At 66.0% G+C, this 13,317-nt stretch carries 16 protein-coding genes; 9 read left to right on the top strand and 7 right to left on the bottom strand.

What is annotated here, in order from left to right; all coding sequences use genetic code 11:
* The first annotated feature begins 6 nt into the window (after nucleotides 1-6).
* Nucleotides 7-912, top strand: coding sequence for an acetylglutamate kinase (argB, locus tag PSEWESI4_RS02830; protein WP_187669661.1), 906 nt, complete (start codon nucleotides 7-9; stop codon nucleotides 910-912).
* Nucleotides 913-914: 2 nt separating this feature from the next.
* The gene (locus PSEWESI4_RS02825) at nucleotides 915-1,352 is read left to right on the top strand and encodes an acyl-CoA thioesterase (protein ID WP_187669660.1); all 438 of its coding nucleotides are present in this window, start codon (nucleotides 915-917) and stop codon (nucleotides 1,350-1,352) included.
* Between the two features lie 93 nt (nucleotides 1,353-1,445).
* Here the strand turns inward: PSEWESI4_RS02825 and PSEWESI4_RS02820 are convergent, their stop codons facing one another.
* A complete protein-coding gene (locus PSEWESI4_RS02820) occupies nucleotides 1,446-2,045 on the bottom strand; it encodes a DUF4124 domain-containing protein (RefSeq protein WP_187669659.1) in 600 nt (199 codons plus the stop codon).
* Nucleotides 2,046-2,066: 21 nt separating this feature from the next.
* On the bottom strand, nucleotides 2,067-2,708 hold the full coding sequence (gene pyrE, locus PSEWESI4_RS02815; protein ID WP_187669658.1) for an orotate phosphoribosyltransferase: 642 nt from the start codon (nucleotides 2,706-2,708) through the stop codon (nucleotides 2,067-2,069).
* An 81-nt stretch (nucleotides 2,709-2,789) separates the two neighbouring features.
* Here pyrE and PSEWESI4_RS02810 point away from each other — a divergent pair, with 81 nt between their 5' ends.
* On the top strand, nucleotides 2,790-3,569 hold the full coding sequence (locus PSEWESI4_RS02810; protein WP_187669657.1) for an exodeoxyribonuclease III: 780 nt from the start codon (nucleotides 2,790-2,792) through the stop codon (nucleotides 3,567-3,569).
* A 113-nt stretch (nucleotides 3,570-3,682) separates the two neighbouring features.
* Here the strand turns inward: PSEWESI4_RS02810 and PSEWESI4_RS02805 are convergent, their stop codons facing one another.
* On the bottom strand, nucleotides 3,683-4,051 hold the full coding sequence (locus tag PSEWESI4_RS02805; RefSeq protein ID WP_187669656.1) for a DUF4870 domain-containing protein: 369 nt from the start codon (nucleotides 4,049-4,051) through the stop codon (nucleotides 3,683-3,685).
* Between the two features lie 31 nt (nucleotides 4,052-4,082).
* Complete coding sequence (gene rph / locus PSEWESI4_RS02800) at nucleotides 4,083-4,805, bottom strand: ribonuclease PH (protein WP_187669655.1); 723 nt, start codon at nucleotides 4,803-4,805, stop codon at nucleotides 4,083-4,085.
* Between the two features lie 140 nt (nucleotides 4,806-4,945).
* Between rph and PSEWESI4_RS02795 the strand changes: the two genes are divergently transcribed.
* The 5 genes from PSEWESI4_RS02795 (at nucleotide 4,946) to PSEWESI4_RS02775 (ending at nucleotide 9,687) form a co-directional block, all read left to right on the top strand.
* On the top strand, nucleotides 4,946-5,809 hold the full coding sequence (locus PSEWESI4_RS02795; RefSeq protein WP_187669654.1) for a YicC/YloC family endoribonuclease: 864 nt from the start codon (nucleotides 4,946-4,948) through the stop codon (nucleotides 5,807-5,809).
* Nucleotides 5,810-5,853: 44 nt separating this feature from the next.
* A complete protein-coding gene (gmk, locus tag PSEWESI4_RS02790; protein ID WP_187669653.1) occupies nucleotides 5,854-6,474 on the top strand; it encodes a guanylate kinase in 621 nt (206 codons plus the stop codon).
* Nucleotides 6,475-6,753: 279 nt separating this feature from the next.
* Nucleotides 6,754-7,017 carry a DNA-directed RNA polymerase subunit omega gene (gene rpoZ / locus PSEWESI4_RS02785; protein WP_187669652.1) on the top strand — a complete coding sequence of 88 codons (264 nt, stop codon included), beginning with the start codon at nucleotides 6,754-6,756 and terminating at the stop codon, nucleotides 7,015-7,017.
* A gap of 60 nt (nucleotides 7,018-7,077) precedes the next feature.
* Nucleotides 7,078-9,186 carry a bifunctional GTP diphosphokinase/guanosine-3',5'-bis pyrophosphate 3'-pyrophosphohydrolase gene (gene spoT / locus PSEWESI4_RS02780; protein WP_187669651.1) on the top strand — a complete coding sequence of 703 codons (2,109 nt, stop codon included), beginning with the start codon at nucleotides 7,078-7,080 and terminating at the stop codon, nucleotides 9,184-9,186.
* Between the two features lie 120 nt (nucleotides 9,187-9,306).
* The gene (locus PSEWESI4_RS02775) at nucleotides 9,307-9,687 is read left to right on the top strand and encodes a RidA family protein (protein ID WP_187669650.1); all 381 of its coding nucleotides are present in this window, start codon (nucleotides 9,307-9,309) and stop codon (nucleotides 9,685-9,687) included.
* A 73-nt stretch (nucleotides 9,688-9,760) separates the two neighbouring features.
* Here PSEWESI4_RS02775 and PSEWESI4_RS02770 read toward each other — a convergent pair whose 3' ends face one another.
* The 3 genes from PSEWESI4_RS02770 to PSEWESI4_RS02760 form a co-directional block, all read right to left on the bottom strand.
* Complete coding sequence (locus tag PSEWESI4_RS02770) at nucleotides 9,761-10,375, bottom strand: LysE family translocator (RefSeq protein ID WP_187669649.1); 615 nt, start codon at nucleotides 10,373-10,375, stop codon at nucleotides 9,761-9,763.
* A gap of 66 nt (nucleotides 10,376-10,441) precedes the next feature.
* The gene (locus PSEWESI4_RS02765) at nucleotides 10,442-11,239 is read right to left on the bottom strand and encodes a helix-turn-helix transcriptional regulator (protein WP_187669648.1); all 798 of its coding nucleotides are present in this window, start codon (nucleotides 11,237-11,239) and stop codon (nucleotides 10,442-10,444) included.
* 2 nt (nucleotides 11,240-11,241) lie between these two features.
* The gene (locus PSEWESI4_RS02760; RefSeq protein ID WP_187669647.1) at nucleotides 11,242-12,102 is read right to left on the bottom strand and encodes an NAD-dependent epimerase/dehydratase family protein; all 861 of its coding nucleotides are present in this window, start codon (nucleotides 12,100-12,102) and stop codon (nucleotides 11,242-11,244) included.
* A gap of 182 nt (nucleotides 12,103-12,284) precedes the next feature.
* On the opposite strand from PSEWESI4_RS02760, the gene exbB reads away from it, so the two are divergent.
* Nucleotides 12,285-13,316: a tonB-system energizer ExbB gene (gene exbB, locus PSEWESI4_RS02755; protein WP_187669646.1), complete on the top strand. Its 1,032-nt coding sequence runs from the start codon at nucleotides 12,285-12,287 to the stop codon at nucleotides 13,314-13,316.
* Nucleotide 13,317 lies beyond the last annotated feature (1 nt).

Here is a 13,317-nt window from a genome sequence, read left to right as displayed (position 1 = left end):
CCCCGCATGACCCTCGCCCGTGACGCCGCCACCAACATCGCCCAGGTACTTTCCGAAGCGCTGCCGTACATCCGCCGTTTCGTCGGCAAGACCCTGGTGATCAAGTACGGCGGCAACGCCATGGAAAGCGACGAGCTGAAGGAAGGCTTCGCCCGCGACATCGTGCTGATGAAGGCGGTCGGCATCAATCCGGTGGTGGTCCACGGCGGCGGTCCGCAGATCGGCGACCTGCTCAAGCGCCTGTCGATCGAAAGCCACTTCATCGACGGCATGCGCGTCACCGACGCCCAGACCATGGACGTGGTGGAGATGGTGCTCGGCGGCCAGGTCAACAAGGACATCGTCAACCTGATCAACCGCCATGGCGGCAGCGCCATCGGCCTGACCGGCAAGGACGCCGGGCTGATCCGCGCCAAAAAGCTCAAGGTCACCCGCCAGACCCCGGAGATGACCCAGCCCGAGATCATCGACATCGGCCACGTCGGCGAGGTCACCGGGGTCAACACCGAACTGCTCAACATGCTGGTCAAGGGCGACTTCATCCCGGTGATCGCGCCGATCGGCGTCGGCGCCGACGGCGAGTCCTACAACATCAACGCCGACCTGGTGGCCGGCAAGGTGGCCGAGGCGCTGCGCGCCGAGAAGCTGATGCTGCTCACCAACATCGCCGGCCTGATGGACAAGCAGGGCCAGGTGCTGACCGGCCTGTCGACCACCCAGGTGGACGAGCTGATCGCCGACGGCACCATCTATGGCGGCATGCTGCCGAAGATCCGCTGCGCCCTGGAAGCGGTGCAGGGTGGCGTCACCAGCGCGCACATCATCGATGGCCGGGTGCCTCACGCGGTGCTGCTGGAGATCTTCACCGACAGCGGCGTCGGCACCCTGATCTGCAACCGCAAGAAGCACTGAGCATGCTCGACCGCGCCGACTTCCGCTTCATCCATCCCCTGCGGGTGCGCTGGGCGGAGGTCGACCCGCAAGGGATCGTGTTCAACGGCAACTACCTGACCTATGCCGACGTCGGCATCACCGAATACTTCCGCGCGCTGGGCATCGCCTATCCGGCCGACCTCAGCCGCGACGGCGGCGACTTCTTCGCGGTCAAGACCGTCCTCGAGTACTTCGCCCCGGCACGCTTCGACGACTGCCTGGACATCGGCGTGCGCATCGGCCGCCTGGGCCGCTCGAGCCTGACCTTCAACCTCGGCATCTGGCGCGACGACACGGCGCTGACCGCCGGTGAAGTGATCTACGTGCACGCCAATGGCGAAAGCCGCAGCAGCCAGCCGCTGCCCGACTGGCTACGCGAAAAGGCGCGGGGATACGAGCGCCGTGCGCCCGGGGAATAGCGCCGGGCAGCCGTAGAGCGGGCCGGGCGGAGCTCCGCTTCAATTCATTGAAAAGAGAATCGGTGGGCTGAAGCCCACCCTACCTCTGGTCGGTCAGCGGTTCGCGCCGAGCAGTTCGGCCAGTCTCGCCCGATCCGCATCGAAGCTCGCTTCGGCCTGTTGGCGCGCCGTCTGGTAGCGACGGATGTCCTGCTGGGTATGCGTCTGCTCGGACTTGAGGTTCTCGATCTGCGACACCAGGTGCGCGGGCACCTCGCGGCCGGCGCGCTCATGGTCGGCGGCCTGGCTCTGCAGGTTGGCCTGCTGGGTGCGCAGCGATTGCAGGTTGCCGTTCGCCACGCTGATCAGGCCATCCAGTTCGGCCAGCTTGCGCACCTTGGCCCGCTCGACGTCCTCCGGGGTGCTGTACAGGCGCAGCAGTTGCGCATCGGAGCGGGCCCGGGCCTTCTCGGCCAACTGGCGCTTCATCTCCTCCGGGCTCGGCGCCGGCGGAACCACCCGGATCACCCGCCCCTGCTCGTTGAGCACCTCGTAGCCCTTGCCGATGTACTGCGGCGGCACGCCCTGGCGGTCCAGCACGACCACGCCCTTGTCGTTGACGTAGCGATACAACTCGGTGGTCTGCCCCTGGCTGGCCAGCGGCAGCAGCATCCCCAGCAACAGCGTTACGCGCAACGAAACCGGTTTGAGCATGGACGATACCTGTTGGAGAAGTTAGATCCCGTACTGGTCGCGATAGGCCTGCACCGCCGGCAAGTGCTCCTTCAGCACGGCATCCTCGGCAAGATACTCCAACACCTGCTCCAGCGAGACGATGCTGATCACAGGCATGCCGAAATCCCGCTCGACTTCCTGTATGGCCGACAGTTCGCCCTGGCCGCGCTCCTGGCGGTCCAGCGCGATCAGCACACCGGCAGCCTGGGCGTCCTGGGCGCGGATGATCTGCATCACTTCGCGGATCGCCGTGCCGGCGGTGATCACGTCGTCGACGATCAGCACCCGGCCCTGCAACGGCGCGCCGACCAGGGTGCCGCCTTCGCCGTGATCCTTGGCTTCCTTGCGGTTGAAGCACCAGGGCAGGTCGCGGTCGTGCCTGTCGGCCAGCGCCACGGCGGTCGCCGCCGCCAGCGGGATGCCCTTGTAGGCCGGGCCGAACAGCACGTCGAAATCCAGCCCGCTATCGATCACCGCCTCAGCGTAGCACTGGCCGAGCCTGGCCAGCGCGGAGCCGCTGTTGAACAGCCCGGCATTGAAGAAATAGGGGCTGACGCGCCCGGACTTGAGAGTGAACTGACCGAAACGCAGTACCCCGCGTTCGATGGCAAAACGAATGAAGTCGCGCTGGTACGCCTGCATGAAAAAGCCCCGAACGGCACGGATTTAGCTAATTGAGATGAGCTCGGGTATCATACACCCACGTGTTTTTGGGGGCCATTTATGCGGATCATCAGTGTGAACGTGAATGGTATTCAAGCTGCGGTCGAGCGGGGTCTACTCAGCTGGCTGCAAGCACAGAATGCCGACGTCATCTGTCTGCAGGATACCCGCTCTTCCGCCTTTGAACTGGACGACCAAGCCTTCCAACTGGACGGCTATTTCCTCTATGCCTGCGAAGCCGAAGTGCCCGACCAAGGTGGTGTGGCGCTTTATTCGCGGTTGCAACCCAAGGCGGTGATCAGTGGACTCGGTTTCGAGACCGCCGATCGCTACGGGCGCTACCTGCAGGCCGATTTCGACAAGGTGAGTATCGCCAGCGTGCTGCTGCCTTCCGGGCAGAACGGCGACGAGAGCCTGAACCACAAGTTCAAGTTCATGGACGACTTCACCCATTACCTGGACAAGCAGCGCCGCAAGCGCCGCGAGTACATCTATTGCGGCTCGCTTTACGTCGCCCATCAGAAGATGGACGTGAAGAACTGGCGCGACTGCCAGCAGTCGCCGGGCTTCCTCGCGCCGGAACGGGCGTGGATGGACGAAGTGATCGGCAACATGGGCTACGTCGACGCCCTGCGCGAAGTCAGCCGCGAAGGCGAGCAATTCAGTTGGTGGCCGGACACCGAGCAAGCGCAGATGCTCAACCTCGGCTGGCGCTTCGACTACCAGTTGCTCACCCCGGGCCTGCGCCGCTTCGTGCGTGGCGCCCGCCTGCCGCGACAGCCGCGCTTCTCGCAGCACGCGCCGCTGATCGTCGACTACGACTGGACGCTGACGGTCTGACGGACAACAAAAAGCCGGCATCAGCCGGCTTTTTGCTTTTGTGGGAACCTCGCTTGCTGGCGATCGGGGCTCCCGGCCATGCGGAAGCTGCCGGATCGCCAGCAAGCTGGCTCCTACTTCACCAACCGCCAGTTGAACGGATAGCGGTAGTCCTGCCCTTCGTTGGCCTTGATGCCGGCGATGATGACCAGCACCAGCGCGACGATGCCGAGCAGGCCGAGCAGCAGGAAGCCGATCACCACCAGCATCAGCATGAAGCACACCAGCGCCGCCAGCGATACGGTGATCTGGAAGTTCAACGCTTCCTTGCCCTGGGCGTCGACGAAGGGATCGAAGTCCTTCTTGATCTGCCAGACGATCAACGGACCGAGCAGGTTGCCGAAGGGAAACACCAGGCCGAAGAAGGCCGCGAAGTGGCAGAACATCGCCCATTGGCGGGCTTCCTGGCTGACGGTGGTGACCGGTAGCGGTTCGTCGCTCATGCGGGTGCTCCTTGCGAGTAGGGAAGAAGAATCAGTCGGCCAGGGCCGCGCGCTGCAGCTCGACCAGCTCGGCCATGCCCTTGCGCGCCAGGTCCAGCATGGCGGCGAGCGCCTCGGGATGGAACGGCTCGCCTTCGGCGGTGCCCTGCACCTCGATGAAGCCGCCGGAGTCGGTCATCACCACGTTGAGATCGGTTTCCGCGGCGGAGTCTTCCAGGTAGTCCAGGTCGAGCACCGGCTCGCCCTTGTAGATGCCCACCGACACGGCGGAGATCAGTTGCTTGAGCGGGTCGCCCCCCTTCAGGCCGCCACGCTTCTTGAGGACGCGCAGGGCATCGACCAGCGCCACCATCGCGCCGGTGATCGACGCGGTGCGGGTGCCGCCGTCGGCCTGGATCACGTCGCAGTCGACGTACAGGGTGATCTCGCCGAGCTTGGACATGTCCAGCGCGGCGCGCAGCGAACGACCGATCAGGCGCTGGATCTCCAGGGTCCGCCCGCCCTGCTTGCCACGGCTGGCCTCGCGCTGGTTGCGCTCGCCGGTGGCGCGCGGCAGCATGCCGTACTCGGCGGTCAGCCAGCCCTGCCCTTGCCCCTTGAGGAAGCGCGGCACGCCGTTCTCGATGCTGACCGTGCAGATCACCTTGGTGTCGCCGAACTCCACCAGCACCGAACCCTCGGCATGCTTGGTGTAGTTGCGGGTGATGCGGATCTGGCGAAGCTGGTCGGGCGCGCGGCCACTGGGACGATTCATGTCGAACTACCTATGGGAACGTGAGTCTGCCCGCCATTATAGGGCCGCCGGGGCGGGGCGACACGGCAAATTGGGAGGCATCGGCGCACTGCGCTACAATCCTGCGCTTTTCGTCCCCTGTCATCCGCGAGGTCTTCCCCATGGTGCACAGCATGACCGCTTTCGCCCGCGTCGAACGGGCGGGTACCCACGGCACCCTGAGCTGGGAATTGCGTTCGGTCAACCATCGCTACCTGGAGCCGCACCTGCGCCTGCCGGAAGCCTTCCGCGACCTCGAAGGCGCGGTGCGCGAGGCGCTGCGCCAGGGCCTATCGCGCGGAAAGGTGGAATGCACCCTGCGCTTCGCCGAGGACAACGCCGGCCAGCCGCTGCAGGTCGACCGCGAACGCGCCGCCCAGGTGGTCGCCGCCGCCGAGACCGTCGCCGGACTGATCAAGCAGCCGGCCCCGCTCAACCCCCTGGAAGTGCTGGCCTGGCCAGGCGTGCTGGTGGCCGACGCGGCCGACCCGCAGGCGCTCAACAAGGCCGCCCTGGAAGCCTTCGAGGCCGCCCTTGGCGAGTTGAAGAACGGCCGCGCCCGTGAAGGCGCCGAACTGGCAAAGCTGCTCAACGAGCGCCTGGACGGCATTCTCGAAGAAGTCGGCGCGCTGCGCGTACTGGTCCCGCAGATGCTCGCCGCCCAGCGGCAGAAGATCCTCGACCGCTTCACCGAACTGAAGGCCGAACTCGATCCCCAGCGCCTCGAACAGGAACTGGTCCTGCTGGCGCAGAAGAGCGACGTCGCCGAGGAACTGGATCGCCTGACCACCCACGTCACCGAAGTGCGCCGGGTGCTCAAGGCCGGCGGCGCCGCCGGACGGCGCCTGGACTTCCTGATGCAGGAGCTCAACCGCGAAGCCAACACCCTCGGCTCCAAGGCGTTCGACCCGCGCAGCACCCAGGCGGCGGTGAACCTCAAGGTGCTGATCGAACAGATGCGCGAACAGGTGCAGAACATCGAGTGATGCCGGGCAGGCATCATCCAGCAAACGTTTCCGGAATCCTCACCATGGCCACCACCCACGGCATCCTGTACATCATTTCCGCCCCCTCCGGCGCGGGCAAGACCAGTCTGGTCAAGGCCCTGGTCGACGCCGTGCCGCAGATCCGCGTATCCGTCTCGCACACCACACGCGCCATGCGCCCGGGCGAGGTGGACGGGGTCAACTACCACTTCGTCAGCCACGAACAGTTCAAGGCGATGCTCGAACGCAGCGAATTCCTCGAACACGCCCAGGTCTTCGACAACCTGTACGGCACCTCGCAGCGCTGGCTGGAGCAGACGCTCGCCGAGGGCTACGACCTGATCCTCGAGATCGACTGGCAGGGCGCCCAGCAGGTCCGCAAGCTGATGCCGCAGGCGAAATCCATCTTCATCCTGCCGCCCACCCAGGAAGCCCTGCGCCACCGCCTGACCAACCGCGGCCAGGACAGCAGCGAAGTGATCGAGCGGCGCATGCGCGAGGCCGTCAGCGAGATGAGCCACTACGTCGAATACGACTACATCGTGATCAACGACGATTTCGCCCACGCACTGGCCGACCTCAAGTCGATCTTCCGTGCCAACCAGTTGACCCAGGACCACCAGCAGAAGCGCCACGCCGGCCTGCTCAGCGAATTGCTGGCTTGACACCGCCCTCCATTAGGAGCGAGCTTGTTCTCGAAGCTTGCTCCTGCGGTGTCTAGTGGACTCCCGCCTGCGCGGGAATGACGAGGCAAGGGGAAGTCTCGCCGCCGCCCAAGCGTCATTCCCGCGAACGCGGGAACCCGGAAAATAGAGCACGCAAGGCTGTTGCCCCTACAAAAAGCGCTTTCAGCTTCCATTAATGCTGTCTATTTTTTAGACTATTCAGTCCGCCTGCCCGATTCGGGCACGTTTTTCGCTCATTTACGTCGCTAGAGGAACACCATGGCCCGCGTTACCGTTGAAGACTGCCTGGATAACGTCGATAACCGCTTCGAACTGGTCATGCTCGCCACCAAGCGTTCCCGCCAACTGGCCACCGGTGGCAAGGAACCCAAGGTAGCCTGGGAGAACGACAAGCCGACCGTGGTCGCCCTGCGCGAAATCGCCGCCGGCCTGGTCGACTACGATGTGGTCGCCCAGGAAGAGCTGGTCGAGGAAGAACCGCTGTTCGTCAACTTCGAGGAAGAGGCCAACGAGGCCCTGTAAGCCCATGCCTGGTCGAAGAGTCGCGACACCGGGGCCGGATGATCGGCAGGGGGTGAACCCTTGCCGGGCATAGACGTCCTCGCCGAGCGCCTTTCGACCTACCTCGGTCCGGACCAGATCAACCTGGTCCGCCGCGCCTACTTCTACGCCGAGCAGGCCCACGATGGCCAGCGCCGCCGTAGCGGCGAAGCCTACGTCACCCATCCGCTGGCGGTCGCCAACATCCTCGCCGACATGCACATGGACCATCAGAGCCTGATGGCCGCCATGCTGCACGACGTGATCGAGGACACCGGCATCGCCAAGGAAGCGCTCACCGCACAGTTCGGCGAAACCGTCGCCGAGCTGGTCGACGGGGTCAGCAAACTGACCCAGATGGACTTCCAGACCAAGGCCGAGGCGCAGGCCGAGAACTTCCAGAAGATGGCCCTGGCCATGGCCCGCGACATCCGGGTGATCCTGGTCAAGCTGGCCGACCGCCTGCACAACATGCGCACCCTCGATGCCATGCCGCACGAGAAGAGCCGGCGCATCGCCCGCGAAACCCTGGAAATCTACGCCCCGATCGCCAACCGCCTGGGCATGCACAGCATGCGCGTGGAGTTCGAGGACCTCGGCTTCAAGGCCATGCACCCGATGCGCTCCGAGCGTATCCGCGCCGCCGTGCGCCGGGCGCGCGGCAACCGCAAGGAAATCGTCGCCAAGATCGAGGAATCGCTGGCCAGTTGCCTGCAACGCGAAGGCATGAGCGGCGAAGTGATCGGCCGCGAGAAGCACCTCTACAGCATCTACAAGAAGATGCGCGGCAAGCGCAAGGCGTTCAACGAGATCATGGACGTCTACGCCTTCCGCATCATCGTCGACAAGGTCGACACCTGCTACCGCGCGCTCGGCGCCGTGCACAACCTGTACAAGCCGCTGCCCGGTCGCTTCAAGGACTACATCGCGATTCCCAAGGCCAACGGCTACCAGTCGCTGCACACCACCCTGTTCGGCATGCACGGCGTGCCCATCGAGATCCAGATCCGCACCCGCGAGATGGAAGAGATGGCCAACAACGGCATCGCCGCGCACTGGCTGTACAAGTCCAGCGAGGACGACCATCCCAAGGGCAACCACGCCCGCGCGCGGCAGTGGGTCAAGGGCGTGCTGGAGTTGCAGCAACGCGCCGGCAACTCGCTGGAATTCATCGAGAGCGTGAAGATCGACCTGTTCCCCGACGAGGTCTACGTGTTCACGCCCAAGGGCCGCATCATGGAGCTGCCGAAAGGCTCCACCGCGGTCGACTTCGCCTACGCGGTGCACACCGACGTCGGCAACGCCTGCATCGCCTGCCGCATCAACCGCCGCCTGGCGCCGCTGTCGCAAGCCCTGGAAAGCGGCTCGACGGTCGAGATCGTCACCGCCCCCGGCGCCCGGCCGAACCCGGCCTGGCTCAACTTCGTGGTCACCGGCAAGGCGCGCACGCACATTCGCCACGCCCTCAAGCAACAGCGCCGCTCGGAGTCGATCAGCCTCGGCGAGCGCCTGCTCAACAAGGTGCTGACCGGCTTCGACAGCCATCTCGAGAAAGTCCCCGCCGAACGCCTGCAGACGGTGCTCGGCGAGTATCGCCTGGAGGTGATCGAAGACCTGCTGGAAGACATCGGCCTCGGCAACCGCATGGCCTACGTGGTCGCCCGCCGCCTGCTGGCCAGCGACGGCGACCAGTTGCCGGCCAGCCAGGGCCCGCTGGCGATCCGTGGCACCGAAGGCCTGGTGCTGAGCTACGCCAAGTGCTGTACGCCGATTCCCGGCGACCCGATCGTCGGCCACCTGTCCGCCGGCAAGGGCATGGTGGTGCACCTGGAAAACTGCAAGAACATCGCCGAGATTCGCCACAACCCGGAAAAATGCATCCACCTGTCCTGGGCCAAGGACGTCACCGGTGAATTCAACGTCGAGCTGCGTGTCGAACTGGAGCACCAGCGCGGCCTGATCGCCCTGCTCGCCAGCAGCGTCAACGCCGCCGACGGCAACATCGAAAAGATCAGCATGGACGAACGCGATGGCCGCATCAGCGTGGTCCAACTGGTGGTCAGCGTGCACGACCGCGTGCACCTGGCCCGGGTCATCAAGAAGCTGCGCGCCCTCAAGGGCGTGATCCGCATCACCCGCGTAAGAGCCTGAAGGCCGACAAAAGCGCTGGAGGCTGAACGCTGGACGAATCGAACAGCGGATAGCGGACAGCCTTGTCGTCCGGCCTCAAGCGCTTTTATCGTCTTTCCCCCTCGAACAAGGAGCCTCCCCATGAGCAAGACCGTCATCCACAGCGACAAGGCGCCTGCCGCCATCGGCACCTACTCCCAGGCGATCAAGGCCGGCAATACCGTCTACCTGTCCGGGCAGATCCCGCTCGACCCGGCGACCATGGAACTGGTGGACGGCTTCGAAGCCCAGACCGTCCAGGTGTTCGAGAACCTCAAGGCGGTGATCGAAGCTTCCGGCGGCTACATGCACGACCTGGTCAAGCTGAACATCTTCCTCACCGACCTCTCCAACTTCGCCAAGGTCAACGAGATCATGGGCCGCTACTTCGAGCAGCCCTACCCGGCCCGCGCCGCCATCGGCGTCGCCGCCCTGCCGCGCGGCGCACAGGTGGAAATGGACGGCATCCTGGTCCTCGAATAAGCCCTCCGGCGGGGCACTCGCCCCGCCCCTCGCGCTTCGATCGTAGGGAGCTCCGCCCGGCCGCTCCCTGCATTCAGGCCTCCACGAGCAACCAGACGCCCAGCGCCAACAGCAGCGCCCCACACAAACGATCCAGCCAGACGACCCGGCGCCCCAGCCAGTTCCGCCAGCGCGCCTGGCCGAGCAGGCGCACCAGCAGCAGGTCCCAGGCCAGCACCACCAGCCCCATCCAAGTCATGCTCAGCGCCAGCCCCCAGGCGGGCATGGCGGACTGGCGCAGTACACCGAACAGCCCGGCGTAGAAGATCGGCAGCTTGGGGTTCAGGCTGCTGGCCAGCAGCCCCTGGACGAAGCCGGCACGCCAGCTTCCCCTCGCTCCGGCGCTGTCCTCGGGGAGGCTCAGGTCGCGCCGGGCGGCCAGTGCCTGCAAGCCGAGCCAGACGAAATACCCACCGCCCAGCCATTGCAGTCCCTGCCACAGCCAACCGCCCTCTTCCGGCAACAACCCCAGGAGGCAAAGCACCAACAACATGCTCAGCAGGTTGGCCAGGGCAATGCCACTGGCGCAGCCGTCGGCATGCCGCCGACCGCGCAACAGGGTGGCGCGGATCAGCAGGAAGAAATCCGGCCCCGGCGACAGCAGGGCGGCGAAATGGGTACTGGCAACCAGCATGAACAGGGCGAGCATGACGGACCTCCGACGAACGCGGAGGCCAGTCTCGATCCGCTCGAATCGGCGGGTCTTGGAAAAAACTCAGGCGCCGCCGCGCCGGTAATGCCCCGGCGTCACGCCGGTAAAACGCTTGAAGGTGGCGGAGAAGTGCGCCTGGTCGTAGAAGCCCAGTTCCAGGGCCAGGTCCGCCAGCGCCTCGCCGGCCAGCAGGCGGCGCTTGGCCTCGGCCACCCGGCGTTGCAGCAGGTAGGTGTGCGGCGGTACGCCGTAGGCACGACGGAAGGCCTCGATCAGGTGGCGCGGATGGCGCTGCAGCAGGCCGGCCAGATCCTCCAGGCCGATCGACTCGCGGTAATGTGCCTCCAGGTAGTCGCGCAGACGCGCAGTGACGCCACCGTCGCGCGGCGGAGCGGCGGTCTCACGCAGGCCACCATGGCGGGTGAAGACCAGCTCCAGCAGTTGCAGCAGTTCGCTTTCCAGGGCCAGCGCGTCGTCCCGAGCGAACTCGTCGACCAAGCGAGCCAGGGCGGCCGCCACCGCGCCGTCGTCGCGCGGGTTGAGCTCGCTGAAACCACGCGGCAGGCGCTTGCGGCCGAGCAATTGCGGCAGCCGCGCCTCCTCGACGTAGAGCATCCGATAAACCAGTCGCGGCGACTCGGCATGACCGGTGTGCGGCTCCTCGGGGTTCATCAGTGACAGGGTGCCAGCCGGCAGCGCATGCCGGGCGCCACGGCACTGGTAGCCGCCAACGCCGTGCAGGATCGCACCGATGGCGAAGGCGTCGTGGCTGTGGCGGCCGAACGGCTGGCCGGAGAAGTCGGCGTGGAACAGCTCCACCCCGGGCAGCCAGGAGCGTGCCTGCAAGCGGTTGGCGTCCACGTTCAATCCTGCCCGGCGAGCACCGCGGCGTAGCCTTCGCGATAGCTCGGGTAGCGCGGCGCCCAGCCCAGCGCGCGAGCGCGGGCATTGCTGCAACGCTTGCTGCCGGCGCGGCGCATCTCGCCCTGCTCGGCCCAGTGAGAGACGCCAAGTTCGCCGCGCAGCCAGTCGACCACCTCGTGCAGCGGCGCCGGCTCGTCGTCCACGCCCAGGTAGCAGTCCGCCAGGGCCACGCCACGGGAGTCGGCGTCGAGCAGGAAAGCCAGCAATCCGGCGGCATCCTCGGCATGGATGCGGTTGGCGTAGAGCGGCGGTTCGCGGGTCACCCGGCACCCTTCGCGGACCTGGTTCAGCAACCAGTTGCGTCCCGGCCCGTAGATACCGGTCAAGCGCACCACCGTGGCTGGATGGCCACTGCCCAGCGCCAGTTGCTCGGCCTCGCGCATGACCTGTGCGGAGAAGTCGCCCGCCTCGGCCGGCGACTCCTCGTCGATCCACTCGCCGTCCCGCTGCCCGTATACGCCGCTGCTGGACACGAACAGCAGGTGCCGAGGCCGCTGGCCATGCTGCTCCAGCCAGGCCAGCAGGTGCGCCAGCCCGTCGACGTAGGCCTGTCGATAGCCCCCTTCATCGTGGCGGCTGGCGGCGGCGCAATAGACCAGGTAATCCAGCGACCCCGCGGGCCAGGCCGACGGGCAGTCCGTCGCCGCGAGATCGGCGGCCAGCGGCAGTACACCGTCCGGCAAGGCATCGACCTGGCGACGCAGGCCATGCACGCGCCAGCCCGCACCCAGCATGCGGGCGGCCAGGCGACAGCCGACGTCACCGCAACCGGCGATCAGCAAAGAAGGTTCTGTAGGCATCGAGAGCTCCAGCGGCAGTCCAGAGGCGGCGGACGAAGGCAGTGTTACGTAGAAAAGTGCATAGGAAAGTTACAATATTACTTTTGTTAACAAGAATTACTTGCAATAATAGCGGCCTTTTTTCACTACCGGCTCATGCCGGCAGTCCAGCTGACTTCTTTTCTCCTCAGGGTCCGCCCAGCATGAACGCTAACCACTCCAACGCTCAACCCGTCCGTCCTTCCCGCGCCTCGCGTGGCCTGGCAGCGCTGTTCTGCAGCCTGCTGCTGGTGCCGACCCTGGCCTCCGCGGATGAGCCCGTCGGCGCCGAAGCCGCCGCGCAAACCGCACCGGCGGCCAGCGCTCCGGCCGACCCGGCCGCCGCTCCGGCGACCCCGAGCGCTATCGACGCCGCAGCTACCGATGCCGCCAGCGCTCCGGCAGTCGGCGAGAATGGCGAAGCCGCCATCGATCCCGCCGCCCTCGCCGAGGCCGAGCAGCAGGAAGTGGTCGCCGCCGAGCAGACGCTGGCCCACGACCTGTCGCCCTGGGGCATGTACCAGGGCGCCGACATCGTGGTGAAAGCGGTGATGATCGGCCTGGTGATCGCCTCGATCATCACCTGGACCATCTGGATCGCCAAGGGCCTGGAGCTGTTCAACTCCCGCCGCCGCCTGCTGGTCGAACTGGCTGGCCTGAAGAAGGCACGCACCCTGAAGGAAGCCGACGAAGGCACCGCCCGCCAGGGCTGCCTGAGCCACCAACTGGTCCAGGAAGCGCTGGAAGAAGTGAAGCTCTCGGCCAACACCCGCGAGAAGGAAGGCATCAAGGAGCGCGTCAGCTTCCGACTGGAACGCCTGGTCGCCGCCAGCGGCCGGCACATGAGCAAGGGCACCGGCCCGCTCGCCACCATCGGCTCGACCGCACCCTTCGTCGGCCTGTTCGGTACCGTGTGGGGCATCATGAACAGCTTCATCGGCATCGCCAAATCGCAGACCACCAACCTTGCGGTGGTCGCCCCCGGCATCGCCGAGGCCCTGTTGGCCACCGCCCTGGGCCTGGTCGCGGCGATTCCGGCCGTGGTCATCTATAACGTCTTCAGCCGCTCCATCACCGGCTACAAGGCCCAGGTCGCCGACTGCTCGGCACAAGTCCTGCTGCTGCTCAGCCGCGACCTCGACCACCTGCCGGCGAGCGATCGCAACCAGCAGGCCAACGTGGTGAAGCTGGGGTAAT

Origin of the sequence: Zestomonas carbonaria, assembly GCF_904061905.1 — a bacterium.
Lineage (GTDB): Bacteria > Pseudomonadota > Gammaproteobacteria > Pseudomonadales > Pseudomonadaceae > Aquipseudomonas > Aquipseudomonas carbonaria.
Note: the sequence above shows the minus strand (reverse complement) of the source record. Positions and strands in the feature narration are given on the sequence as shown.